This is a genomic window from Thiosulfatihalobacter marinus, assembly GCF_016019955.1.
In the GTDB taxonomy this organism is placed as follows: Bacteria; Pseudomonadota; Alphaproteobacteria; order Rhodobacterales; family Rhodobacteraceae; genus Shimia; species Shimia marinus_A.
This window is the reverse complement of record NZ_JAECRZ010000002.1, coordinates 354,855-378,930: the sequence shown is the minus strand read 5'-3', so window position 1 is coordinate 378,930 and position 24,076 is coordinate 354,855. Positions and strand designations below refer to the sequence as shown.

At 63.4% G+C, this 24,076-nt stretch carries 21 protein-coding genes; 12 read left to right on the top strand and 9 right to left on the bottom strand.

Annotated elements, in window-relative coordinates:
• Positions 1-142: 142 nt before the first annotated feature.
• The 6 genes from I3253_RS04825 (at position 143) to I3253_RS04800 (ending at position 5,981) form a co-directional block, all read left to right on the top strand.
• On the top strand, positions 143-571 hold the full coding sequence (locus I3253_RS04825) for a paraquat-inducible protein A (RefSeq protein WP_197916504.1): 429 nt from the start codon (positions 143-145) through the stop codon (positions 569-571).
• Positions 572-588: 17 nt separating this feature from the next.
• Positions 589-1,956: a DNA repair protein RadA gene (radA, locus tag I3253_RS04820; protein WP_197916503.1), complete on the top strand. Its 1,368-nt coding sequence runs from the start codon at positions 589-591 to the stop codon at positions 1,954-1,956.
• Positions 1,957-2,015: 59 nt separating this feature from the next.
• Positions 2,016-2,570: a CvpA family protein gene (locus I3253_RS04815; RefSeq protein ID WP_197916502.1), complete on the top strand. Its 555-nt coding sequence runs from the start codon at positions 2,016-2,018 to the stop codon at positions 2,568-2,570.
• Between the two features lie 136 nt (positions 2,571-2,706).
• Entirely contained in the window at positions 2,707-3,996 is a 1,290-nt protein-coding gene (locus I3253_RS04810; protein ID WP_197916501.1) for a TAXI family TRAP transporter solute-binding subunit, read from the top strand.
• 43 nt (positions 3,997-4,039) lie between these two features.
• Complete coding sequence (purF, locus tag I3253_RS04805) at positions 4,040-5,554, top strand: amidophosphoribosyltransferase (RefSeq protein ID WP_197916500.1); 1,515 nt, start codon at positions 4,040-4,042, stop codon at positions 5,552-5,554.
• 169 nt (positions 5,555-5,723) lie between these two features.
• Positions 5,724-5,981, top strand: a complete 258-nt coding sequence (locus I3253_RS04800; protein ID WP_197916499.1) for a hypothetical protein — start codon at positions 5,724-5,726, stop codon at positions 5,979-5,981.
• Positions 5,982-6,172: 191 nt separating this feature from the next.
• Here the strand turns inward: I3253_RS04800 and I3253_RS04795 are convergent, their stop codons facing one another.
• Complete coding sequence (locus I3253_RS04795) at positions 6,173-8,368, bottom strand: primosomal protein N' (protein ID WP_197916498.1); 2,196 nt, start codon at positions 8,366-8,368, stop codon at positions 6,173-6,175.
• A 132-nt stretch (positions 8,369-8,500) separates the two neighbouring features.
• On the opposite strand from I3253_RS04795, the gene fsa reads away from it, so the two are divergent.
• Entirely contained in the window at positions 8,501-9,154 is a 654-nt protein-coding gene (gene fsa, locus I3253_RS04790; protein ID WP_197916497.1) for a fructose-6-phosphate aldolase, read from the top strand.
• Between the two features lie 92 nt (positions 9,155-9,246).
• Here fsa and mraY read toward each other — a convergent pair whose 3' ends face one another.
• From mraY to mraZ, 7 genes are read right to left on the bottom strand one after another with little or no spacing between them, the layout of a single operon-like run.
• A complete protein-coding gene (mraY, locus tag I3253_RS04785; protein WP_197916496.1) occupies positions 9,247-10,329 on the bottom strand; it encodes a phospho-N-acetylmuramoyl-pentapeptide-transferase in 1,083 nt (360 codons plus the stop codon).
• The gene (locus I3253_RS04780; protein ID WP_197916495.1) at positions 10,330-11,772 is read right to left on the bottom strand and encodes a UDP-N-acetylmuramoyl-tripeptide--D-alanyl-D-alanine ligase; all 1,443 of its coding nucleotides are present in this window, start codon (positions 11,770-11,772) and stop codon (positions 10,330-10,332) included. It lies immediately after the preceding gene.
• Positions 11,769-13,250, bottom strand: coding sequence for a UDP-N-acetylmuramoyl-L-alanyl-D-glutamate--2,6-diaminopimelate ligase (locus I3253_RS04775; protein ID WP_197916494.1), 1,482 nt, complete (start codon positions 13,248-13,250; stop codon positions 11,769-11,771). Before I3253_RS04775 ends, I3253_RS04780 begins: the two co-directional genes overlap by 4 nt.
• Positions 13,251-13,270: 20 nt before the next feature.
• A complete protein-coding gene (locus tag I3253_RS04770; protein ID WP_197916493.1) occupies positions 13,271-15,055 on the bottom strand; it encodes a peptidoglycan D,D-transpeptidase FtsI family protein in 1,785 nt (594 codons plus the stop codon).
• The gene (ftsL, locus tag I3253_RS04765; RefSeq protein WP_197916492.1) at positions 15,052-15,399 is read right to left on the bottom strand and encodes a cell division protein FtsL; all 348 of its coding nucleotides are present in this window, start codon (positions 15,397-15,399) and stop codon (positions 15,052-15,054) included. Before ftsL ends, I3253_RS04770 begins: the two co-directional genes overlap by 4 nt.
• Complete coding sequence (rsmH, locus tag I3253_RS04760) at positions 15,399-16,373, bottom strand: 16S rRNA (cytosine(1402)-N(4))-methyltransferase RsmH (protein ID WP_232237000.1); 975 nt, start codon at positions 16,371-16,373, stop codon at positions 15,399-15,401. The genes ftsL and rsmH overlap by 1 nt, the downstream gene beginning before the upstream one ends.
• Before the next feature lies 1 nt (position 16,374).
• The gene (gene mraZ, locus I3253_RS04755; protein WP_197916490.1) at positions 16,375-16,866 is read right to left on the bottom strand and encodes a division/cell wall cluster transcriptional repressor MraZ; all 492 of its coding nucleotides are present in this window, start codon (positions 16,864-16,866) and stop codon (positions 16,375-16,377) included.
• Positions 16,867-17,567: 701 nt separating this feature from the next.
• Between mraZ and I3253_RS04750 the strand changes: the two genes are divergently transcribed.
• The 4 genes from I3253_RS04750 (at position 17,568) to I3253_RS04735 (ending at position 20,650) form a co-directional block, all read left to right on the top strand.
• Positions 17,568-18,041 (top strand): NUDIX hydrolase, encoded by a 474-nt coding sequence (locus I3253_RS04750; RefSeq protein WP_232236999.1) that lies wholly within the window; start codon positions 17,568-17,570, stop codon positions 18,039-18,041.
• An 82-nt stretch (positions 18,042-18,123) separates the two neighbouring features.
• Positions 18,124-18,579, top strand: coding sequence for a DUF1178 family protein (locus I3253_RS04745; protein ID WP_197916488.1), 456 nt, complete (start codon positions 18,124-18,126; stop codon positions 18,577-18,579).
• Positions 18,580-18,595: 16 nt separating this feature from the next.
• Positions 18,596-19,240 (top strand): SDR family NAD(P)-dependent oxidoreductase, encoded by a 645-nt coding sequence (locus tag I3253_RS04740; RefSeq protein ID WP_197916487.1) that lies wholly within the window; start codon positions 18,596-18,598, stop codon positions 19,238-19,240.
• A gap of 117 nt (positions 19,241-19,357) precedes the next feature.
• Positions 19,358-20,650, top strand: a complete 1,293-nt coding sequence (locus I3253_RS04735; protein ID WP_197916486.1) for an O-acetylhomoserine aminocarboxypropyltransferase/cysteine synthase family protein — start codon at positions 19,358-19,360, stop codon at positions 20,648-20,650.
• A gap of 63 nt (positions 20,651-20,713) precedes the next feature.
• Here I3253_RS04735 and I3253_RS04730 read toward each other — a convergent pair whose 3' ends face one another.
• The gene (locus I3253_RS04730; protein WP_197916485.1) at positions 20,714-21,394 is read right to left on the bottom strand and encodes an SIMPL domain-containing protein; all 681 of its coding nucleotides are present in this window, start codon (positions 21,392-21,394) and stop codon (positions 20,714-20,716) included.
• A 167-nt stretch (positions 21,395-21,561) separates the two neighbouring features.
• Here I3253_RS04730 and I3253_RS04725 point away from each other — a divergent pair, with 167 nt between their 5' ends.
• On the top strand, positions 21,562-23,976 hold the full coding sequence (locus I3253_RS04725; protein ID WP_197916484.1) for a hypothetical protein: 2,415 nt from the start codon (positions 21,562-21,564) through the stop codon (positions 23,974-23,976).
• The last annotated feature ends 100 nt before the right edge of the window (positions 23,977-24,076 follow it).

Here is a 24,076-nt window from a genome sequence, read left to right as displayed (position 1 = left end):
TGCACCGACGCAATACCGACGGGATACCGACGCAATACCGACCCCCAATTTTTCATGATATCAACACCTTAACCCTGATTCGATCCACTGTGCCACGCGCGGCCCGTTGCGTACGCCCCGAAAAGCCCCTAGCTGACACATCATGATCCTGCGCCTTGCCAATCTCGCCCTGCTGATCCTCTTTCCCATTGCGTGGTTTGCCCCGCTGCTGCGCGCCGGGCTTCTGCCCATCTTCGGCCTGTCGGAAATCTCGATCATCTCCGGCCTGCAATCCCTGTGGAACAGCGACCCGGTGCTGGCGCTGCTGGTCACGTTCCTGGCCATCTTTGCCCCAATCCTGAAGGTTGTCGGCATCGCTCTGATCCAGTTCGGCTATCTGCGCCGCAAGACGCTGCCGGTGCTGGAAGTCCTTGGAAAACTGGCCATGGCGGATGTCTTCCTGATCGCGCTTTACGTGGTCATCGTCAAAGGCGCGGGTTATGTCACCGTGGAAACCGGTTGGGGCCTTTACCTGTTCACGGGCTGCATTCTGGCCTCGATCGCGATTAGCCATTTGACGCGCCGCCGGTAGTGGTCCAAAACGGGAACATGGCAAAATCCAAGACCCAGTTCACCTGCACCGCCTGCGGCAATGTCACCACCAAATGGGCCGGCCGCTGCGAGGCCTGCGGCGAGTGGAATTCCATCACCGAGGAAGCCCCGCTTTCCGCCGGCCCCGCCAACGCGTCGCTGGGCAGCGCCAAGGGGCGGCGCGTTGCCCTGACAGACCTCACCACCGAGGAAACCCCGCCACCGCGCACCGTCTGCGGCGTTGCCGAACTGGACCGGGTTCTGGGTGGCGGGCTGGTGCCGGCTTCGGCCACGCTGGTGGGCGGCGATCCGGGGATCGGGAAATCCACGCTGCTGTTGCAGGCAGCCGCACGGTTCGCCCGTATGGGTCTGAAAACGCTTTATGTTTCCGGTGAAGAGGCCAGCGCCCAGGTGCGGATGCGGGCTCAGCGTCTTGGCCTGACGAAATCGCCGGTGATGCTCGCGGCGGAAACCAACCTGCGCGACATTCTCACCACGCTGGAGGCCGAACGCCCGCAGCTGGCGATCATCGACTCGATCCAGACCATGTGGTCCGACACGGTTGGCTCCGCCCCCGGCTCGGTCTCCCAGGTGCGCGCCGCCGCCCATGAACTGACCGCCTTTGCCAAGCGCAAGGGCATCGCCGTGATCCTTGTCGGCCACGTCACCAAGACCGGCGAGATCGCCGGGCCGCGCGTTGTCGAACACATGGTTGACACCGTGCTTTATTTCGAAGGCGAGCGTGGCCACCAGTTCCGCATCCTGCGCGCGGTCAAGAACCGTTTTGGTCCGGCGGACGAGATCGGCGTGTTCGAGATGACCGGCAAGGGGCTGGCCGAGGTGTCCAACCCGTCGGCCCTGTTCCTGTCCGACCGTGGCCAGCCCACGCCGGGCAGCGTCGTCTTTGCCGGGATCGAGGGCACCCGCCCGGTGCTGATCGAGCTTCAGGCGCTTGTCGCCCCCTCGCCCCATTCGCAACCCCGCCGCACCGTGGTGGGCTGGGATGGCGGGCGGCTGGCGATGATCCTCGCCGTCCTCGAAGCGCGCTGCGGCATCCCCTTTGCGGGTCTCGATGTCTATCTCAATGTCGCGGGTGGCATGAAGATCTCCGAACCGGCCGCCGATCTCGCCGTCGCCGCCGCCCTGGTCTCTGCGCGGGAAGATGCCGCCTTGCCCGCCGATACCGTGGTTTTTGGCGAAATCAGCCTCTCTGGTGCCCTTCGTGCGGTCGGTCAGACAGAAAACAGGTTGAAAGAAGCCCAAAAACTTGGTTTTTCATCGGCAATCGCTCCGAAAGGCGGCAAACCCCTTGCGGTCGAGGGCATCACCCTCAACCGCATGTCGGATCTGGCCAGCTTTGTGGGGGAAACATTCGGAGCAGGCTGACCTGCCACCGGCCAATGGGACAAGGGCCAGACCAACCTGGCCAGAGGGAACGGGAATACATGGACGGTTTCACCATTATCGACGGCGTCGTCGCGGGCGTCATCATCATATCGGCGCTGCTGGCCTACAGCCGCGGCTTCGTGCGCGAGGCCATGGCCATTGCCGGCTGGATCGCCGCGGCCATTCTCGCCTTCATGTTCGCGCCGCAGGTGCAGCCGCTGGTTCAGGAAATCCCCGTCGTGGGCGAGTACCTGTCCGACAGCTGCGAATTGTCGATCATCGCCAGCTTTGCCGTGGTCTTTGCGCTCTCGCTGGTGGTCGTGTCGCTCTTTACACCGCTGTTTTCCTCGCTGGTCCAACGCTCGGCCCTTGGTGGGCTGGATCAGGGCGTCGGGTTCCTGTTCGGCGTTCTGCGCGGCATCCTGTTGATCGCGATCACGTTCTTCGTCTACGAAACGGTGATCACCTCGCAAAGCATTGCCATGGTCGATGACAGCCGCTCGGCGCAGGTCTTTGCCCGCATGACCCAAAAGATCGAAGACCGCGACCCCGAAGAGGCGTTGGGCTGGATCACCAGCCAATACGAAGACCTGGTGGGTGTCTGCGGCGAATGAAGCCCGGCCCCTCCAAATCCCATCCCAAAGCCCGCGCCGCTCGCGCGGGCTTCTTTTTGTCGCGACGGTTTCGCTTGTCAGGGCATGACCCGCGGGGCTAGCCTCTGGCAGTACCACTTGGGCGGAACTCACATCAATGCGAGCCTGGATAGCAATCATACTTGCCTCGGTGATCGTGGTTCCGATCCTGATCCTGACGGTTCTGCTGCCCCCCAAAACCGTTGTCTTCGCGGCTGGCCCGCCCGGCGGCGCCTATGCCGAAGTGGCGGCGCGCTATCGTGACATCCTTGCGCGCGACGGGATCACCGTAGAGATCCTGTCCACGGACGGATCCGTCGACAATGTGGGCCTTCTGACCAGCGGAGAGGTCGATGTTGCCCTGCTACAGGGGGGAATTCCCGTATCCGAAACCCTGGCCGAGGCCATTGCCGGTGTGTTCTACGAACCAATGCTGTTCGTCATTCGCAAGGGTCAGCCCATTGCCCGCAATCCCGCGTTCTGGTCGGGGCTGCGCATCAGTTCCGGCGCGATCGGATCGGGCACCCGTGCCGCCTTTGAAGACTTCCAGAAGGCGGTTGGCCTCGCTCCATCGGCCAATACCCTGTTCGATCTGCCCTATGGCGATGCGCTTGCCGCGCTGTCCGCCGGCCAGATCGACATGGCCGTGTTCGTCACCACCGTGGATGCGCCCTATCTGGCCCGCGCCTACACGGATACCACCCTTGATTTCCTGCCCCTTTCCTATGTCGAAACCATTTCGCGCCGCCTGGAATACGCCACCGTGGCCACCGTGCCCAGCGGCGCCGTGTCGCTGGCGCCCGTGGTGCCGTCTGCGCCGCAAAAGGTGCTCGCGCTCGAAGCGCGTCTGGCCGTGCGCCCCAACCTGCACCCTGCGCTGGTCAACCGTCTGACCATGGCCGCCATTGAACTGCATGCGGCCCGCAACATCATCACCGGCCGCAACACCTTTCCCACCGTCACCGGCACCGACATGACGGTCAACACCGTGGCGCGCCAGCTGATCGTGGAAGGCCCCTCCACCTGGCACCAGTGGCTGCCTTACTGGATGGCGGCCCAGGTCAACCGACTGCTGCTTCTGACCTTGCCGATCCTGTTCATTCTCGTCCCCCTGCTGCGCGTCTTTCCCTCGCTTTATGCCTATTTCATGGGCTGGCGCGTGTGGCAACATTACCCGATGATCCGCCAGATCGAGGATCAGCTGGCGCAACAGCAGGACAGCCAGGCACTGGACAGGATGGACACACAACTGATCGAGATGGACCGCCGCATTGCCGAACTTGGCCTGCCCGCGGCATACCGGCCCGCCGCCTACCACGCCCGGATGCATATCGATCTTGTGCGCAAACAGATCCATGACCGGCGCGCTGACCGGACCGCGACCATGGCGCATGTGATCCTTTCGTGACATACGGTGCCCGACCCCTTAAGAGGGGCGCAAGCCTGCCCCAATGGATTCGGAGCCACTCGCCTTGTCCAAAAAATTTCCCGCCGCACATCCCTTTGACTTTGACGCGCTGCGTCCCTTCGGGGACGACGACAAACTGAAAGAGGAATGCGGTGTCTTTGGCGTTGTCGGTCTTGCCGATGCCGCCAATTTCGTCGCCCTTGGCCTGCACGCGCTTCAGCATCGCGGGCAGGAAGCCGGCGGCATCGTCTGCCATCACCCCGAACATGGTTTCAACTCGGCCCGCCGCTTTGGCTATGTGCGCGACAACTTCACCAAGGCGTCGCTGATGGAAACCCTGCCGGGGCCGCTGGCCATCGGCCATGTGCGCTATTCCACCGCCGGTTCAAAAGGCGCCGTGATCCGCGACGTGCAGCCGTTTTTTGGTGAGTTCTCCATGGGCGGCGCGGCGATTGCCCATAACGGCAACATCACCAATGCCGACGCGCTGCGCAAGGAGCTGATCGAGCGCGGCTCGATCTTTCAGTCCAACAGCGACAGCGAATGCATCATTCACCTGATGGCCCGTTCGCTTCAACGCAACATCCCCGAACGCATGGAAGACGCGCTGCGCCGCGTCGAGGGCGCCTTTTCGGTGGTTGCCATGACCCGGACCAAGCTGATCGGCGTGCGCGATCCGCATGGCGTGCGCCCGCTGGTTCTGGGGCGTCTGGGCGAAGGCTGGGTGCTCAGCTCGGAAACCTGCGGTCTGGACATTATCGGCGCCGAATACATCCGCGAGATCAAGCCGGGCGAGATGGTGGTCATCACCGAAGAGGACGGGGTCGAAAGCTCTTTTCCGTTCCGCCCGCGCCCCAGCAAGTTCTGCATCTTCGAACATGTCTATTTCTCGCGCCCCGATTCGATCATCGGCGGGCGCTCGGTCTATGAAACCCGCCGTCAGATCGGCGTGGAACTGGCGCGCGAAAATCCCGTGGACGCCGATCTGGTCTGCGCCGTGCCCGACAGCGGCACTCCGGCGGCGATCGGCTATTCCCAGGAAAGCGGCATCCCCTTTGCCATGGGCATCATCCGCAATCAGTACATGGGCCGCACCTTCATCGAACCGACCGAGCAGATTCGCAACATGGGCGTGCGCCTTAAACTGAATGTTAACCGGGCCCTGATAAAAGGGAAGCGCGTGATCCTCGTGGATGATTCGGTTGTGCGCGGCACTACCAGCCGCAAGATCAAGGAAATGATCCTTGATGCCGGCGCGCGGGAGGTGCATTTCCGCATCGCCAGCCCACCCACGGCCTGGCCCTGTTTTTACGGCGTGGATACGCCCCAGCGCGAAAAACTGCTGGCCGCCACCATGACCGAGGACGAGATGACCGAACATCTCGCCGTGGACAGCCTCAAGTTCATCTCGCTCGATGGGCTTTATCGCGCTGTAGGCGAGGCAAAGGGCCGCTCCGCGGATTGCCCGCAATATTGCGATGCCTGCTTCTCCGGCGAATACCCGGTCACGCCGTCAGACATGCTCGAAAAGGGATTCGAGATGAAGGCCGCCGAATAACGCAAACGGCGGCGTACCCGAACCGCGCACCCTGCAAACCACCCCCCTGCCGCACTGCGGCATGATCTTGCCGACGGCGCGGTGAACCGGTTTGAACCTGCCGGTATTGCCCTGTTATCAGGCGCCATGCGGCCCCAGACGGGCCAGGCAGAATCACAAGAGTTCACCCATGTCCGCCAAATCCCCCGCTTCCGTGGCCGAAAAGGCCACCATCCCCGGTGTTCTTCACACCCGTAGACGACTTACCCTGATCGGCCTGATGGGCACCAGCACCGCGCCCAGCGCGCTTCTGCTCACGCGCTCCGGCCGCACGCTCAAGGTCGCGCCCGGCGATCGCACCCCCGGCGGCAAGGTTGTCGCCATCGACAAGTCCGGAATTGTCCTTCAATCCGGCGGCTCCCAAACCCGCCTCACCATGCCCGACTAGGGCCCGGAGGCGGCCCGACACACCCCGGAATACCGCAGCCAACAACAGACCCGCGCGATCGGCTTCATCCCGCTTTCAACAGGTCAGATACCGGTGCCAATCCCCGGATCACGCGACCCCTTCTTCATTTTGCCAAAAATACTCCGGGGGAGTCGCGCCTCGCGCGACGGGGGCAGCGCCCCCTTGGCCGCTCAATAGAAACTCTGCGGGTCGATATCGACCGCCAGCCGCAAATCACCCTTCAGGCGAAACTGGCCGATCCATTGCGCCAGCGCGGGCTGCAATGCCACCCCCTTGTCCGCCTTCACCAGCAACCGTACCCGGTGGCGCCCGCGCACGCGCGCGATCGGGGCAGGCGCGGGGCCATACACCTCGGCCCCGATGGCCCTCAGCATCCCCGCATTGCGGGCCAGCGCATTGCCCAGATCGAACACCTGGCTGACATCTCCCCCGGACAGGATGATCCCCGCCATGCGGCCAAAGGGCGGCACGCCCGCATGGCGCCGCTCATCCGCTTCCGCCGTCCAGAACCCCTGCTCGTCCCCCGCAAGGATCGACCGGATCACCGGATGTTCGGGCTGGCAGGTCTGCAACATCGCCACCCCCGGTTTATCGGCCCGCCCCGCACGCCCCGCCACCTGCCGCATCAGCTGAAACGTGCGCTCGGCGGCGCGCAGGTCGGACCCCTGCAATCCCAGGTCGGCATCGATCACCCCGACCAGCGTCAGCAGCGGAAAATTGTGCCCCTTGGCCACCAGCTGCGTACCGATGATGATATCCGCCCCCCCGGCGGCAATGGTCTCGATCCCCTCCTTGAGCGCCCGCGCCGATCCGAACAGATCCGAAGACAACACCGCCAGCCGCGCCTCGGGCCACAACGCGCCCGCCTCCTCCGCAAGCCGCTCCACCCCCGGCCCCACCGGCGCCAGCTTGCCCTCGACCTCGCAGGACGGGCAGGTTTCGGGCATCGGTTTGGTCTCGCCGCACTGATGACAGACCAGGCGCTTCAGAAACCGGTGCTCCACCATCCGCGCATCGCACTGGTCGCACCCCACCTGATGCCCGCAGGCCCGGCAGATCGTCACCGGCGCATAGCCACGACGGTTGATGAACAACAGGCTCTGCTCGCCTGCCAGAACGCGTCGGTCCACCGCCGCCCGGAGCGTTGGCGATATCCAGCGATCCCTTGGCAAATCCTCGGCGCGCATGTCGATGCTGCGCATGTCCGGCAACACCGCATCACCAAACCGCGCCGTCAGTTCCAGCTTGTCGTATTTCCCGGCCTGCGCATTGGCCCAGCTCTCCAGCGACGGCGTGGCCGAGGCCAGCACCACCCGCGCCGCACATAACGAGGCCCGCAGCACCGCCATGTCCCGCGCATTGTACAACACCCCGTCTTCCTGCTTGTAAGAGGTGTCATGTTCTTCATCGACAACGATCAGGCCAAGATCACGATAGGGCAGAAACAACGCCGAGCGCGCGCCCACCACCAGCTGCGCGCCGCCCTGCCCGACCATTTTCCACGTCCGGCGGCGTTCGGTCATGGTCACGCCGGAATGCCATTCCGCGGGCCGCGCGCCAAACCGGGCTTCCACCCGCGTCAGGAACTCCGCCGTCAGCGCAATCTCGGGCAACAACACCAGCGCCTGACGGCCCTTGCGCAGACATTCCGCGACCGCCTCCAGATACACCTCGGTCTTTCCCGATCCCGTCACCCCCCGCAGCAACGTCGTGCCATAGACCCCCGATCGCACCCCGGTGCGCAGCGCCTCTGCCCCTGCGGCCTGATCCTCGGTCAGCGCCTTGCCACCATGCGCCGGGTCCAGCCGGGCAAAGGGCAGATCGCGCGGCGTATCCTCTTCGCGCACCACGCCCTGCTTTACCAACCCCTTGATCACCGAATTCGTGACCCCGGCCATCTCGCCCAGCTCGCCCAATGTAAACGCCAGCCCGCCATATTCCTTCAGCGTGTCCAGCACCCTGCGCCGGGCATCGGTCTGCCGGTCGGGCGCGCCCTCCCCCAGCCTGTAGACCTTGCGCATCGAGGGCGGATCGCCCAGCCCCGGCGCACGGGTCGCCAGCCGCAACATGGCATGCAACGGTGTTAGCGTGTATTCGGCGGCGCGTTCCAGAAACGCTTTCATGTCCGCCCCCATGGGCGCCACATCCAGCACACGGTTCACCGGGCGGATACGGCTGATGTCGAAATCTCCCTTGCCCGGCCCCCAGACCACACCCGGCACCTTTCGCGGGCCCAGCGGCACCTCGACAAAGGCGCCTTCGACACAGCCACCCTCGGGGGCCTTGTAATCCAGCATCCGGTCCAGCGGCTGAGTTGTCAGCACCGCCACCAGATCGCCTTCGTCAAAATAGCCTGGCTCAGCCAAGTCACACCTCTGCTCTCAGCGTGTTTTGCGCTAACATTCTCCTGCATCCCCGCAGCTTTCGGGGTTCCAGCATGGGCATCTATCAGGTAAAGGCAACCCGACCCAAGGCCAAGCCAACAAAGGATATGTGCCATGAAATTCTTCGTAGACACCGCAGAAATCGACGCCATTGCGGAACTGAACGCGCTGGGCATGGTGGATGGCGTAACCACCAACCCCTCGCTGATCAAGAAATCCGGGCGTGATATCCTGGAAGTGACCAAGGAAATCTGTGACCTTGTCGATGGCCCGGTTTCCGCCGAAGTCACCGCCACCGACGCCGACGCGATGATCGCCGAAGGCCGCAAGCTGGTCGGGATCGCCGACAATATCGCCGTCAAGGTGCCGCTCACCTGGGACGGGCTGAAGGCCTGCAAGGCGCTCACCGATGACGGCCACATGGTCAATGTCACGTTGTGCTTCTCGGCCAACCAGGCGCTGCTGGCCGCCAAGGCGGGCGCCACATTCATCTCGCCCTTCCTGGGCCGCCTGGACGATATCAATCTCGACGGAACCGATCTGATTGCCGAGATTCGCCAGATCTATGACAATTACGGCTATGAAACCCAGATCCTCGCCGCCTCGATCCGCACCGTGAACCACGTCAAGGATTGCGCACTGATCGGTGCCGACGTGATGACCGCGCCGCCGGGCGTAATCAAGGCCATGGTCAACCACGCGCTGACCGACAAGGGCCTGGCCGCGTTCCTGGCCGACATCCGCGACGCCGGTATCAAGATCCTGTAACGGAACGACCCTTCACGACAAGGGCCGGGCGTTTTCGCCCGGCCCTTTTTGTTTGCCATGCCAACATTCCCGGTTGCCATGCCGCTTGTGGCTCAGCGCACCTTCAGCGTTGCCAGCCCGATCATCGCCAGGATCAGCGTGATGATCCAGAACCGGATCACGATCTGCGGCTCGGACCAGCCCTTTTTCTCATAGTGGTGATGGATCGGCGCCATCAGGAACACGCGTTTTCCGGTGCGTTTGAAATACAGCACCTGGATGATCACGCTCAGGGCCTCGACCACGAACAGGCCCCCCACGATCCCCAGCACAAGTTCGTGCTTGGAGGCAACCGCAATGGCGCCCAGCGCCCCGCCCAGCGCCAGCGAGCCGGTATCGCCCATGAACACCGCCGCAGGCGGGGCATTGTACCACAAAAAGCCCAACCCGCCGCCGATAAGCCCGGCCACGAATATCAGGATTTCGCCGGTCCCCGGGACATAGTGAACGTCCAGATATTCGGTAAAGTCCACGCGCCCCACCGCATAGGCGATCACGCCCAGCGTTGCGGCGGCGATCATCACAGGCATGATCGCCAGACCGTCCAACCCGTCGGTCAGGTTCACCGCGTTTGCGGACCCCACGATCACGAACATGGCAAAGGGAATAAACAGGAAACCCAGATTGAGCAGCGTATTCTTGAATATCGGCAGGGCCAGTTGAAGTTGCAGCGCCTCAGGTTGCAGGCTGGTCGCCCACCATGCCGCGATGCCGGCAATCACGAACCCCAGAAAAAGACGCATCTTGCCCGACACACCCTTGGTATTCTGCCTGGAAACCTTGGCATAATCGTCGGCAAACCCGATCAGCCCATAGGCCAGAGTCACGAACAGCACCAGCCAGACAAAACCGTTATCCCACCGCGCCCAAAGCAGGGTCGAGGTCAGCAAGGCGCCCACGATCAGCAACCCGCCCATTGTCGGCGTACCGGCCTTGACGAAATGCCCCTCTGGCCCATCGTCCCGGATCGGCTGGCCCTTGCCCTGCCGTCTGCGCAACACGTTGATCAGCGGCGGGCCAAAGATGAATCCGAACAGCAAGGCCGTCATGAAGGCGCCACCGGCACGGAACGTGATATAGCGGAACAGATTGAAAAAATCCCCGCCGTCTGACAGGTCCGCCAGCCAATAAAACATTCATGCGTCCTCGTTGTTGGAGTGCGGCGCGGGATGACCCAGTTTTCGAATGGCGTCAACCACCTTGGCCAGACCCATCGACAAAGAGCCCTTGGCCAGCAAACAATCGCCTGCATCCACCAGATGACGCACCTCCGCCGCCATCTGGGCGCTGGTTTGTGTCCACAACCCGCGCTTTTCCACGGGCAACGCCTCGTGCAGGTGCCGCATCAGCGGACCCACCGTATGCACCGTATCAATGTCCTTCATGGCCGGATGATTGGCCAGTTCCGCATGCATCGCGGCCTCCTGGTCGCCCAGTTCCTTCATGTCACCGACAAAGGCGATCCGCCGCCCCCGGCCGATGCGACCCACCCCATCAACAGGCTGTGCCGCCGCCAGCACATCCAGCGCCGCGCCCAGCGACGTGGGGTTGGCGTTATAGGCATCGTCGATCAGATCCAGCGTGCGGTCGGTTTCCACCGGGTCAAGCCAGATGGTTTCCCGCGTGCCGCGCCCGGTATAAGGCGACCACCGCCCAAGATCGCCCGCCGCCATGGCCAGATCCGCGTCCAGTGCCTCGACAGCCACCAGCGCGCCCAGCGCGTTCATCGCGAAATGTGCCCCCGCGCTCCTGATCTTGAACAGCAATGGCGCGCCTGAAATCCGCGCGCGCGCCACCGTGGTGTCCCCGCTCAGGGTGACGTCCGCAAGCGCCCAGTCCGGCGCCTTCCGGCCAAAGGGGCGCAGCTCCATACCCAGCTCCCGCGCTGTGGTTTCAAGGGTCCGGGTGGTTGGCAGATCGGCATTGAAAACCGCAATACCGCCCGGTTCCAGCCCCTCGAAAATCGCCGCCTTTTCCCGTGCGATCCCGTCAACATCGTCAAAGGCCTCAAGGTGAACGGCCGCCACATTTGTCACCAAGGCGACATGCGGGCGCGCCAGCCGGGCCAGCGGCGCGATTTCGCCGGGATGGTTCATGCCGATCTCGATCACCGCGTAGTCCGTGTCGCGCGGCATCCGCGCCAGCGTCAGCGGCACGCCCCAGTGATTGTTGTAACTGGCCACGCTGGCATGGGTGCGCCCCTGCCCGGCCAGCATGGCGCGCAGCATCTCCTTGGTCGAGGTCTTGCCCACCGAACCGGTAACAGCCACCACGCGCGCGTCGCTGCGGGCGCGCCCCGCCCGGCCCAACGCTTCCAGCCCAGCCTGCACGTCCTGCACGATCAACAATGGTGCGTCCCCGGACAGACCCTCGGGCACATGGCTGACCAAGGCCGCCGCCGCGCCGTTCTCCAGCGCCTGCGCCACAAAATCATGCCCGTCCCGCGCCGCCTTCAGCGCCACGAAAAGATCGCCCGGTTGCAGCGTGCGCGTGTCGATCGAAACACCGTCACACACCCAATCGCAACTGGCATGACCGCCGGTGGCGCTTGCCGCGTCTTGCGAGGTCCACAGGCTCATGCCATCCCCCCGTCCAATGCCGCAACAGCCACGCTGGCCTGTTCACAATCGTCAAATGGCAGCACATCGTCGCCGATGATCTGCCCGCTTTCATGCCCCTTGCCCGCGATCAGCAAGGCATCGCCCGGTTGCAACGCGTCCACCGCGCGCAGGATCGCTTCGGCGCGGTCGCCCACCTCGACCGCCCCGGGCGCGCCCGCCAGAACGGCGGCGCGGATCAGGGCCGGGTCTTCGCTGCGCGGGTTGTCGTCGGTGACAAACACCAGGTCGGCATTGTCTGCCGCCGCCTGCCCCATCAACGGGCGTTTGCCAGCATCGCGATCGCCCCCGGCGCCGACCACGGCAATCAGCCGCCCCATCACATGCGGACGCATCGCGCGCAGCGCCGTGGCCACCGCATCCGGCGTATGCGCGTAATCCACAAAGACCGTGGCGCCGCTTGCCCGTGTCGCGGCCAGTTGCATCCGCCCGCGCACCGTCTTGAGATCGCCCAGAACGTCAAACACCCGCTCCGGCTCGGCTCCGCAGGCCACAGCCAGCCCGACCGCCAGCATGACGTTGTCCGCCTGAAACCCGCCAATCAGGTGCAGCCGCGCCAGATAGGCCCGACCGCGAAACGTAAAGCGCACATCCTGTCCCGTGGCGTCAAACCGCTGCGCGGTCAGTTCCAGATCGGCCCCTTCCCGGCCAACCGTGATCACCTGCTGCCCACGCGCGTGGGCAATCGCCACCATATCCACACCACGCGGATCATCCGTGTTGATCACGGCCACGCCCTCTTCGGGCAACACCCGCGCGAACAGCCCTGCCTTGGCATCGAAATAGTCGTCAAAGCTGTCGTGATAATCCAGATGGTCCTGCGTGAAATTGGTGAACCCGGCGGCGCGCAGCTGCACCCCGTCCAGCCGCCGTTGTGCCAGCCCGTGGCTGGAGGCTTCCATCGCCGCGAACTGTATCCCGGCCGCGCTGCATTCCGCCAGGACCCGGTGCAGGGTGATCGGTTCGGGTGTGGTGTGTTGCAAGGGCGCCTGAAAGTCGCCCTCCACCCCGGTTGTTCCCAGGTTCACCGCTTCAAGCCCCAGCGCCTGCCAGATCTGGCGCAGGAATGTTGCCACCGACGTCTTGCCATTGGTCCCCGTAACAGCGGCCATGACGCCGGGCTGTGCTCCAAACCACAACGCTGCACAATAGGCCAGAGATTGCCTCGGATCGTCGGCCACGATCACGACAGATTCTGACACTGCCAGTTCCGCGCAGGCGATCCGCGCACCCTCGGCATCGGTCAGTATCGCGGCGGCGCCCATGCGCAACGCGTATTGAATGAACTCGCCGCCATGCACGCGCGTACCCGGCAGCGCGGCGAACAGGAACCCGTCCCGCACCTGACGGCTGTCAACGGCGATCCCGGTGATCCCGGGGTTCGCGCCGCCAGCGGCGGTCAGTCCAAGGTCCGAAAGCCGTCTTTCCCGTACCGCCATTTCCCCTGCCCTTTTCCGGCCTAATTCGACGTCAGGGTTATATCAGTCAGGCGGCCGGGTTCAACGTCGGGACGCAAGCCCAGAAGCGGCGCGATGCGCGTGATCATCTCGGCGGCGACGGGAACCGCCGTCCACCCGGCGGTGCGGCGCGGTTCCGGCCCCGAAGTTTCGACCGGCTCGTCAAGTGACACGATCAGAACGTATTTCGGATCATATGCCGGAAAGATCGACGCGAAGGTCGCGATCACCTTGTCGTCATAATATCCGCCACCGTTTTCCTTGGGCTTGTCGGCGGTCCCGGTTTTGCCACCGACGGCATAGCCCGGCACGTCGCCAAAGCTTGCCGTCCCATCCGTAACCACCATCCGCAACATGCGCCGCGCGGCCTCGGCGTTTTCCTGGCTAATGACCCGCGGCCCGTCCTGAGGCGTGTCGCGCTTGAGCAATGTCGGAATGACCCGCTTGCCGCCATTGGCAATCGCGGCATAGCCTGCCGCGAGATGCAGCGGGCTGGTTGACAGACCGTGGCCATAGGAAATCGTCATGGTCGACAATTCCGACCAGTTGTCCGGGTACAGGGGCTTTGCGCCATGTGCCTCGACCAGTTCAACCGGGATCGGCTCGAAGAAACCCAGGTCGCGCAGAAATCCCTGCTGCCGCTCGGCGCCGATCAGCTGGGCCATGCGCGCCGTGCCGATATTCGACGACTTCACAATCACCTTGGTCAGGGTCATTTCCGATCCATAGTCGCGGAAATCCCGGATCTTGAATTTGCCCCACCGCAGAGGGCCAGCCGTGTTGACCAGCGTGGACGGATTGGCCAGCCCCAGCTCCATCGCCTGCGTCGCGGCGAAAATCTTGAACACCGAACCCAGCTCGTACAATCCCTGAACGGCCCTGTTGAACAGCGGGCTGTCAGAGGGCAGGCCCTTGGTTGGCGGGCGCGGGCGGTCGTTGGGATCGAAATCCGGCAGGCTGATCATCGATACGATCTCGCCCGTGTTCACATCCATCAGGACCGCCGCCGCACTCTTGGCATTCATCAGTTTCATGCCGCCGGCCAATACACGCTCGGCGGCGGCCTGGACCGTCAGATCGATTGACAGGGTCAGCGCCTTGCCGCCATTGGCCGGATCCCTCAGGACCTCGTCAAAGTATTTTTCAACACCAGCCACACCGATCACTTCGGCGGCACGCACGTCTTCCTTGCCGAAACTTGCCCCCCCCAGGATATGCGCGGCCAGCTTGCCATTGGGATAGAGGCGCATCTCGCGCGTCCCGAATTGCAGCCCCGGATCACCGATATCATGCACCGCCTGTTTCTGTTCGGGGCTCAACTTCTTCTTTATCCAAAGGAATTTGCGCTTGCCGGTAAAGTCTTTCACCAGGCGCTCTTCCTTGAGATCCGGGAAGATCGCCGCCAGCTCGCGGGCAACGCGCTCCTTGTCGATCATCTGCGGCGGCTGGGCGTAAAGCGCATAGGTTTCCAGATTGGTCGCCAGAATGCGGCCACGGCGGTCCACGATATCGGCACGCTGCGCCACGATGCGATTGCCTGAATAATTCGCGCGCGGCTCGACCGCTTCGGACACGCTGACAACAGCCATACGCGCGCTTACCGTGATGAACCCGCCCAGAAACAGAATCGCCATGATGAACAGCCGCCCTTCGGCGCGCACCCGGCCCTTGTCGCGCATCTCTTCATGGCGCTGGCGGACATTTTCGCGTTCGATCGCGTCCGGGTTTTCCCCGGCATCACGGGCGCGCAGGATCGATGCCAGAGGGCGCAACGGCTTTCGGATCATGGCCGATCTCCCGCACTCGAGACATCCACGGCATCATCCAGATCGATCAAGGTATCGCGGGGCGGAAACGCGACCTGATCGATCTTGCCGAACTGATCGGGCCGCAGCGGCAGCAACTGCAAACTGTCGTAGTTGATCTGGGCAAGGTCGCGCAGCCGTTCGGGACGGTTGAGATAGGCCCATTCGGCCCGCAGAACCGCCAGTCGCGCCCGCGCCTCGCCGATTTCACCTTGCAGACGCTCGGTCTCGGAAATGGCGTTCTGCGTGCGGTAATTTTCCTGATAGGCCCAGACCGCCAATCCGATCACCGCCAACGCCGTCGTCATGAACAGGATCATTCGCATCAGCTTCGCCCCTCAACAGTTGGCATTCCAATCGCTTGTTCCGACACCTTCCCGGCCGCCGCCGCCGTGCGGCGCGCCACGCGCAGCTTGGCGGACCGCGCGCGTGGATTGATGGCCAGTTCGTCTTCGTCCGCACCGACAGCCTTGCGCGTAACCTGCTCAAAGGCCGGGTCTTCCCGTTTGGTATCCGGTGCATAGCGGTTCACGTTGCCGCTTTTCCCGGCGCGAGCCTGGATGAAACGCTTGACCATGCGGTCTTCGACCGAATGAAAGGTCACAACCGCCAGCAATCCGCCGGGCGCCAGCGCCCGTTCCGCCGCCGCCAGCCCGGCGGACAATTCGCCATATTCGTCATTCACCGCAATCCGCAATGCCTGGAAACTGCGCGTCGCCGGGTGGCTTTGTCCCGGCTTTGCGCGTGGCAGGCAGCTTTCGACGATCTCGGCAAGGCGCAATGTCGTGGCGATCGGAGCCTCGGCGCGGGCCCGCCCAATCGCCCTTGCGATCCGGCGGCTGGCACGTTCCTCGCCATAATGAAACAGAATATCCGCGATTTCGGCCTCGTCCGCCGTGTTCACGATATCGGCCGCCGATGGCCCGGACTGACTCATCCGCATGTCCAGCGGACCATCCCTCATGAATGAGAAACCGCGTTCCGCAAGATCCAGCTGCATGGAACTGACCCCAAGGTCCAGCACGACACCGTCCAGCGCCTGTTCGTAGTCATCCAGCCGCGAAAAGACCCCTTCCACCAGCGTGATCCTGTCACCGTAATCCCCCACCCAGGGCGCGGCCATTTCGAATGCCAGGGGATCGCGATCCACCGCCGTGACATGCGCAGCCCCCGCTTCCAGCAGCGCGCGGGTATAGCCGCCAGCCCCGAAGGTGCCGTCAAGCCAACGCCCGCCGATGGGCGCACAGTGTTTCAGGATTGCGTCGATAAGCACCGGGATATGTGCTTTGTCGGAGGTCATCTCAGCCGACATCCCCATCCAGATACGCCGATGGATCAAGTTCGGGGTCGAACCCATCCTCGTCCAGGGCCTCGATCGAGGCGTCATAGGCTTCAGGTTTCCATATTTCGAACGTATCGCCCGAAGCCACAAACCGCGCCATGCCCTCCAGCCCGATCTTCTCGCGCAGCTTTACCGGCAACACGATGCGCCCGGTTTCATCCACGACGATCTCCAGCGATTGCGCCGAATACAAACGCTCCATCGACTTTCGCTTGGCCGAACCACGTGGGAATTTCGAGATTTTCTCGTCCACTTCATCCATCGCCTCGATGGTGAAGCCTTCGATATAGTCGCGCGTCGCGCCGCCATAAACAAGGATCAGGCGCGGGGGCAAACCTTCGGTCCAGTCGGGATCGCAGCTCTCTATGACACGGCGAAACGAGGCCGGGATAGATACCCTGCCCTTGCTGTCGACCTTGTGGTCGCTTTCACCTCTGAACCTGCGTGCCACGGGCTGCCGGCCCTTTCTCACTGTCGCCCCGGAACCGCCTCCTGGAAACGAAACGGCGGATTGATCTGCTGCCACTGATCAATCCGCCGCCCTCGTCCCGCTCTAGCGGGTGTCCAGCTGCGCGCGCCACCTGGGGGGATGTCTGCTCGCCCGCGCGCCGGATCTCTTCATTTCGATGAAAGCGGGTGCCTGTATGAAACCTGACTTTGGAGTTCTTTCGGGGTCTTTGGCGCCCCTTGTGATCCCGTCCTCATCTTGGATATAGGGATGACATGGGAAATCATGGAAAGCAACAAGAATTTTTCCCATTCGGCACCATATTTTGTAATCCAACCCCAGCCAAAACAAGATACTGTGGCTCCATCCGCACCTTAATCCACATCATGTTGGATAAAAATGGAGATCTAACCCCACATATGGTGCAACCCAGACACACGACCCATGGTCCCATGATTTCCCGAAATATTTTCGAAATCTGCCGCCCGCCCATCGGGAAACCCGAATTTCGCCGCCTCCGCGGCGCGGAACGCGCCCAAGACACGTCGATTCGCCTCGTTTTCCGCCCCCTTTCACCTATCAGGTGGCGAATTCTTCGGCGGTCCCACATATTCCCATTTTCCCGCACGGCAAATAATCGTTGGAGAAGCCGGCAGAGCTTTGGTAACGTCGCGCCGAGCAGATGAGACGATGGAGAACCGCCCATGGGTTTGCAAAATCCGGCAGGGATCGCAGCCATGGCCAAGACGGCTGAAAAGGCGGGGCGGCTCCTGCAATATGGCGCATTGGTTTACCGGATCAACAATGACAAAACCCAGGTGATGCTGATCACCTCGCGCCGTTCTCAGCGCTGGATCCTGCCAAAGGGCTGGCCGATCAAGGGGCTGAAGCCACATCAGGCCGCCGCCCAGGAAGCCTGGGAAGAGGCCGGGATACGCGGCAAGGTATCAAAACAGCCTTGCGGCCTTTACACCTATCCCAAGGATAAGGACTTGCGCAAAGCGGCGTCCTGCACCGTGATCCTGTTTCCGATGGAACTGCGCAAGATCAGCAACAAGTTCCCCGAATCCGGCGAACGCCGGCGCAAATGGGTGTCCCCAAAGAAGGCCGCCGCGCGCATCGCCAACCGGGATCTGGCACGCATCATCCGCGATTTCGACGCCCGGTTGTTGCGATAGCCGCGCTTGAAGCTGTCGGGTGGCTTGTCTATCTAAACAGGGTCCATTCTTTTTTGGGAAAGGCGCGGGCGCACCCGAACCGATGATCAACTATTCACTCAAATGCTCCAAAGATCACCGTTTTGACAGCTGGTTCAAGTCGGCCGATGCCTATGACAAGCTGCGTCTCGCGGGCATGGTGTCCTGCGCGGTCTGTGGCGATACGAATGTGGACAAGGCGGTCATGGCGCCCAGTGTGCGACCGGCGCGCAGCACCGCTTCTGGCGCAGATAATCCCACTGGATCGCCCCCCGATCGCCCGCTATCCGCCCCGGCCAGCCCCGCCGAACAGGCGCTGGCCGAACTGCGCAAACATGTCGAACAGAATTCCGACTATGTGGGTGGACGCTTTGCCTCCGAGGCCCGCGCCATGCACGAAGGCTCCGCCCCGGAGCGCGCAATATACGGAGAGGCCCGCCCGGATGAGGCCCGTGCCCTGATCGAGGACGGCGTTCCCGTTGCGCCGCTGCCCTTCAATATCGGCCGCAAGACGAACTGAAACCAGGGAGACCGCCATGCATGTCGTGATTACGGGCGCCAATCGCGGCATTGGACAGGCGCTGGATCAAGCCCTCTCTGCCGCCGGACACCATGTCACAGGCACCGCGCGCGCCGGGGGCGAATTCGAGCGGCTCGATGTCACCGATCCTGCAAGCCAGGCTGCGCTCGCACACCGGCTGGATGCGCGGCCTGTTGATTTGCTGGTGTGCAATGCCGGGGTGTATCTCGACAAGCATCAGAACCTGGCCGAGGGCTATCCGGCCCAGATGTGGGCGGATACGTTTGCGGCCAATGTTACCGGGGTCTTTCTGACGGTTCAGGCGCTGCTGCCCAACCTGCAACTGTCCAGGACACCAAAAATCGCGATCATTTCCTCGCAGATGGCCTCGCAAGAGCGCGCGCCGGGAGGCAGCTATATCTACCGCGCATCCAAGGCCGCCGCGCTGAACCTCGGGCGCAATCTGGCCGCCGACCTTAGCCATATTGGCATTGCCGTCGGCATCTATCATCCCGGTTGGGTGCGCAGCGACATGGGTGGCGACGCCGCAGATATGTCCGCGCAAGAGGCGGCTGACGGGCTGGCCAGGCGTTTCAACGCATTGTCACTGGAAACCACCGGATGCTTTGAAACCTGGGACGGACGGCCCCATCCGTTCTGACACCACCCGCCGGCACGCCTTACATTCCATAACCTGAAACCGACCGCCCCCCCGTTGCGCACGGGCGCGGCTGGCAATAACACTTGTGTCGACATTTTCAACGGGAGGTAATTACCGATGTCCGACGGCCCCACCTACGGTTTCGACACGCTTCAAATTCACGCCGGGGCCCGCCCCGATCCGGCCACCGGCGCACGCCAGACGCCGATCTACCAGACAACCGCCTATGTGTTTCGCGATGCCGAGCACGCCGCCGCACTCTTCAACCTTCAGGAAGTGGGTTTTATCTATTCCCGCCTGACCAACCCGACCGTCGCGGTGCTTCAGGAACGGATCGCCACGCTGGAAGGCGGGGTTGGCGCGGTGTGTTGCTCCTCGGGTCATGCCGCGCAGATCATGGCGCTGTTCCCGCTCATGGGGCCCGGCTGCAACGTCGTGGCCTCGACCCGGCTTTATGGCGGCACCGTCACGCAATTCAGCCAGACCATCAAGCGTTTCGGCTGGTCCGCCAGGTTCGTGGACACGGATGATCTGGACGCGGTGCGCGATGCGATCGACGAAAACACCCGCGCGGTGTTCTGCGAATCCATCGCCAATCCGGGCGGCTATGTCACCGATATCCGGGCGTTGGCGGATATATCGGACTCTGCCAACATCCCGCTGATCGTCGACAATACATCGGCCACGCCCTACCTGTGCAACCCGATCAGCCTGGGCGCCACGCTGGTGGTGCATTCGACGACGAAATACCTGACCGGAAACGGCACCGTCACCGGCGGCTGTATCGTGGATTCGGGCAAGTTCGACTGGTCATCCACTGACAAGTTCCCCTCGCTCAGCCAGCCCGAACCGGCCTATCACGGCCTCAAATTCCATGAAACATTCGGCCCGCTCGCCTTTACGTTCCACGGCATTGCCATTGGTCTGCGCGATCTTGGCATGACGATGAACCCCCAGGCAGCGCACTATACCCTGATGGGAATCGAAACCCTGTCCTTGCGGATGGAGCGGCACGTGGAAAACGCCGTCAGGGTGGCCAACTGGCTCGAAGGTCACCAACACGTCGATTACGTTACCTATGCCGGGCTGGCCTCTTCGCCCTATAATGACCGCGCCGCCAAGGTTTGCCCCAAGGGGGCTGGCGCGCTGTTCACCGTGGCGCTCAAGGGCGGCTACGAAGCCTGTGTCAAATTCGTGGATTCACTTGAAATTTTCAGCCATGTGGCGAATTTGGGCGATACCCGCTCGTTGGTCATCCATTCTGCCTCGACCACCCACCGCCAGCTGACACCGGAACAGCAGGAAGCCGCGGGCGCCGGGCCGAATGTGGTGCGCATCTCGATCGGAATCGAGAATGCAGAAGACCTGATGGCCGATCTCGACCAGGCGCTGAACAAGGCGCACAGCTGACCCAAACGCGTCAAAACCTTTCGGGGCGCCCCAACGGCGCCCCGTCATTGTCCGGCCACGGCCTCAATCCAGCAATTCCCAGACAATCTGAACTTGCGCCCGGATTGCGACTTCGCCCGCGGCGACGGGCACCGCGTCCGCCATGGCCGCCGCGCGCATCATTTCCGGGCGCGGCACGCTGCTCCCGATCTCGCTGATGGTCATGATCCGCCCCAGCCGGACTCCGGCCGCCTCGGCAAACAGTTCGGCACGGGCACGCGCATCCGCGACAGCGAGCCTGCGCGCCTCGTCCTGAAGCGGCCCGGGATCACTGATTTCAAAGCGGATGCCCCCCATGTCATTCGCGCCGACAGCCACCAATTCGCCCAGCACGTCCCCCACGCGATCCAGCGCGCGCACCCGTATCGTCACCTGGTTCGAAGCAGAAAATCCGATCAGTGTGGGGCGGCCTTGCTCATAACCCTTGCGATCATGGACCGGGGACAGCGAAAGCCGCGATGTCTGAATGTCGGCCGCATCGATACCGGCGGTCTGCAAGGCGGCAAGCATCGCGGCGGACACCTTGCTGACGGCGCCCATCGCCGCCGCCGCTGTGTCGGCCTGTTGGGTGGCGCCAACAGTGATCACTGCCATGTCAGGCTCTGCCGCGACGGTGCCCACGCCGTCAAGCGGCATCGTACGCTCCTGGGCCGCTGCCGCGCCAGCCAATCCCAGGATCATCACCACAACCACACCAAAACGCATCTTCACTCTCCTTGCATCCATTGCCTTCCCCATCATCTAGTATGCTCCGGCGCGCAGACCACCGCGCCCCGTCGCTTTTTCTTCCCCTTTGGCAATAACTTGCTATAAATCCTCCTGTTCCCCTGACGGGACTCCATTCTGCCATGATCGGGTGCTAGAGCCGTTATATGAAACCGGATTTCGCTCTTTCGCTTTCATTCGAAGGAATCGGCCTGCTGACGCGCGTGGCCGAAGGCTGGCATCTTTTGGGTGAAGTCACCCTCGAGTCCGAGGATCTGGCCGCGGATCTGGACAAGCTGCGCGCACAGGCCAAGGCGCTCGCAGAGGGCCAATTCACCACGGCGGTTGTGCTGCCCAACGATCAGATAAAGTATCTTACGATCGACACAGGGCGGGCGCGCGATGCCAAACGGCGCGAAATGGCCGTGGCGGCGCTGGAGGAAAACACACCCTATGGCGCCGATCAGCTGGCCTTTGATCTGCACGCCGCCGGGCGCAACACCCAGGTTGCCGCCGTGGCCCGCGAAACCCTGGAAGAAGCCGAAGCGTTTGCCGTGGAACACGCCTTCAACCCGGTCTGCTTCACCGCCATGCCGCCTGAAGGTGCCTTTGATGCCGCCCCGGGCTTCGGCACCACCAAGGCCGCTTCCTCCCTGTTGAACGGCGCGACGGTCGATTTTGACCCCACGCCAATCCGCATCGTCAGCAAAGGACCGCTGCCCGCGCCGTCAAGGGCCGAGCCAAAGCCCGCGGCGCGCCTTGCCGCATCGCCCCAGCCATCGCCCGAGGCGGCACCGGCCCAACCAACAGCGCCACCCCCGACACTGTCGGCCAGCGCCGAAGAGGCGCCCGCTGCGGTTTCCATGAACCCGCCAGAGGCGCCCGCGTCCTTTGCCTCGATCCGCGCCAACCGCGACACCCCCGCCGGCGAGACCAAACCCGAATTGGGGGGGGCCAGCCGCGACAGGGCCGACACCAACGCGCCCACGATCCCGCTTGGCGACGCACCCGCAACGGACCACACGCCGCGCTTTGATCCTGCCCGGGTCGCCGCCGGTCTGAAGGCGGACGCACAACCGACGCCGGAACCAGAGGACAACGCCACGGCGAACGGCCCCATCAAGGCGCCCGGCACGTTCTTCAGCCGGCGTGGCACATCCGCCAAACAAGCCCGCACAGCGCCAGCCAAAACCGCCCCGCAGAAAGCCCCGCCAGCAAGTGGCGACCACAAGGGAAAACAGGACGGCGCCGCCGAAAGGCAGCGCATGACGCGTTTCGGCGCGCGCGCGGGACAGGATGTCGGGGGCAAGCCGAAATACCTTGGCCTTGTCATGACGGCGATCCTCCTGCTGTTTCTGGTCGCAGTCGCAATCTGGGCGGCACTGTTTCTCGAAGACGGTGTTGTCGGGCTTTTCAAGAGTGACGACACGCCGCGCGTCGTAATGCTTGATCCCGAGGCCGCGAGAGAACCGCCGGCGGCGGCACCCGCCGTGCCTCGGCCCCCGGCCCAGCCCGAGGCGGAACCAACGGACGTTGCGCCCGAAGAAACCGTCCGTTTGGAAACCGACATTCTGGAACCGGCCGGGCCGGACAGCATTACGGACAGCGCCGAAATCGAGGCGATGATCGACGACGAGCCGCCTGTTTTGCCCACTGAATTCGAGGCCGAATCCCGTTATGCCGTCACCGGTATCTGGGAACGGGCCCCCCTTGCTCCGGTTTCGCCCACATCCGAGAGCGCAGACGACATCTATGCCACGTCGATCGACAGGGTCGTGATCGCCCAGGACGCGGTCGCCCTGCCCAACCCGGCCACGCTTCGGACGGACCTTCCGCTTCAGGCCCGGCTGAACCCGCTGCCCGAGGGCACCCGGTTCGATCTGGACGCGCGCGGGCTTGTTGCGGCAAGCGCCCAAGGCACCCTGTCACCCGACGGTATCCTCGTTTATGCCGGGCGGCCTCCATCCATACCACCAAGCCTGCCGGATCGCAGCGCGGCGGACCCGCGCGGCGCCCTCTCGCCCGAGGACGCGGATCGGATTGCCTCGGTCCGTCCACGCCCGCGCCCCGATACGCTTCAGGAATCCAACGAAAGGGCCACGCTGGGCGGTCTTTCGCGTCAGGAACTCGCGCGCCTTCGCCCCCGACCGCGCCCAAACAGCGCCAAGGAGGCAGCCGAGGCCCAGGCCGACGAAACGCCCTCTGCGCTTGCCGTTGACGCGTCGCCCCGCCCGCGCCAGCGCCCCAGCAACATTGCTCAGCTGGCCCAACGCGCGCAAAAGTCCGAGGTTGCCGTGGCAACGCCTGTCGCCGCCACGGTCGCCCCCAGCATCCCCACCACCGCTTCGGTTGCGCGCCAGGCCACGATCAAGAACGCCATCAACCTCAAACAGGTCAATCTGATCGGCGTTTATGGTACCAGCAACAACCGCCGTGCGCTGGTGCGGCTGTCCAACGGACGCTACAAGAAAGTTCAGGTAGGCGACCGGATCGACGGCGGCAAGGTCGCAGCCATTGGCGATCAGGAATTGCGCTACGTGAAATCCGGCAAGAACATCGTGCTGAAACTGCCCAAGGGCTAGGGTCAGGACCCATTAATCCTGCGCCACTGGTTTAACAGATTTGCTGTCTGACTACGTACAATGCCGCAGGAATAGTGGTTCTATTTCAAGGCATTGAAAG

Coding starts and splice junctions, on each gene's coding strand:
- I3253_RS04825 (WP_197916504.1), top strand. CDS start 143: ATGATCCTGCGCCTTGCCAATCTCGCCCTGCTGATCCTCTTTCCCATT.
- radA (WP_197916503.1), top strand. CDS start 589: ATGGCAAAATCCAAGACCCAGTTCACCTGCACCGCCTGCGGCAATGTC.
- I3253_RS04815 (WP_197916502.1), top strand. CDS start 2,016: ATGGACGGTTTCACCATTATCGACGGCGTCGTCGCGGGCGTCATCATC.
- I3253_RS04810 (WP_197916501.1), top strand. CDS start 2,707: ATGCGAGCCTGGATAGCAATCATACTTGCCTCGGTGATCGTGGTTCCG.
- purF (WP_197916500.1), top strand. CDS start 4,040: ATGGATTCGGAGCCACTCGCCTTGTCCAAAAAATTTCCCGCCGCACAT.
- I3253_RS04800 (WP_197916499.1), top strand. CDS start 5,724: ATGTCCGCCAAATCCCCCGCTTCCGTGGCCGAAAAGGCCACCATCCCC.
- fsa (WP_197916497.1), top strand. CDS start 8,501: ATGAAATTCTTCGTAGACACCGCAGAAATCGACGCCATTGCGGAACTG.
- mraY (WP_197916496.1), bottom strand. CDS start 10,329: ATGTTTTATTGGCTGGCGGACCTGTCAGACGGCGGGGATTTTTTCAAT.
- I3253_RS04780 (WP_197916495.1), bottom strand. CDS start 11,772: ATGAGCCTGTGGACCTCGCAAGACGCGGCAAGCGCCACCGGCGGTCAT.
- I3253_RS04775 (WP_197916494.1), bottom strand. CDS start 13,250: ATGGCGGTACGGGAAAGACGGCTTTCGGACCTTGGACTGACCGCCGCT.
- I3253_RS04770 (WP_197916493.1), bottom strand. CDS start 15,055: ATGATCCGAAAGCCGTTGCGCCCTCTGGCATCGATCCTGCGCGCCCGT.
- ftsL (WP_197916492.1), bottom strand. CDS start 15,399: ATGCGAATGATCCTGTTCATGACGACGGCGTTGGCGGTGATCGGATTG.
- rsmH (WP_232237000.1), bottom strand. CDS start 16,373: ATGACCTCCGACAAAGCACATATCCCGGTGCTTATCGACGCAATCCTG.
- I3253_RS04750 (WP_232236999.1), top strand. CDS start 17,568: ATGGGTTTGCAAAATCCGGCAGGGATCGCAGCCATGGCCAAGACGGCT.
- I3253_RS04745 (WP_197916488.1), top strand. CDS start 18,124: ATGATCAACTATTCACTCAAATGCTCCAAAGATCACCGTTTTGACAGC.
- I3253_RS04740 (WP_197916487.1), top strand. CDS start 18,596: ATGCATGTCGTGATTACGGGCGCCAATCGCGGCATTGGACAGGCGCTG.
- I3253_RS04735 (WP_197916486.1), top strand. CDS start 19,358: ATGTCCGACGGCCCCACCTACGGTTTCGACACGCTTCAAATTCACGCC.
- I3253_RS04730 (WP_197916485.1), bottom strand. CDS start 21,394: ATGCGTTTTGGTGTGGTTGTGGTGATGATCCTGGGATTGGCTGGCGCG.
- I3253_RS04725 (WP_197916484.1), top strand. CDS start 21,562: ATGAAACCGGATTTCGCTCTTTCGCTTTCATTCGAAGGAATCGGCCTG.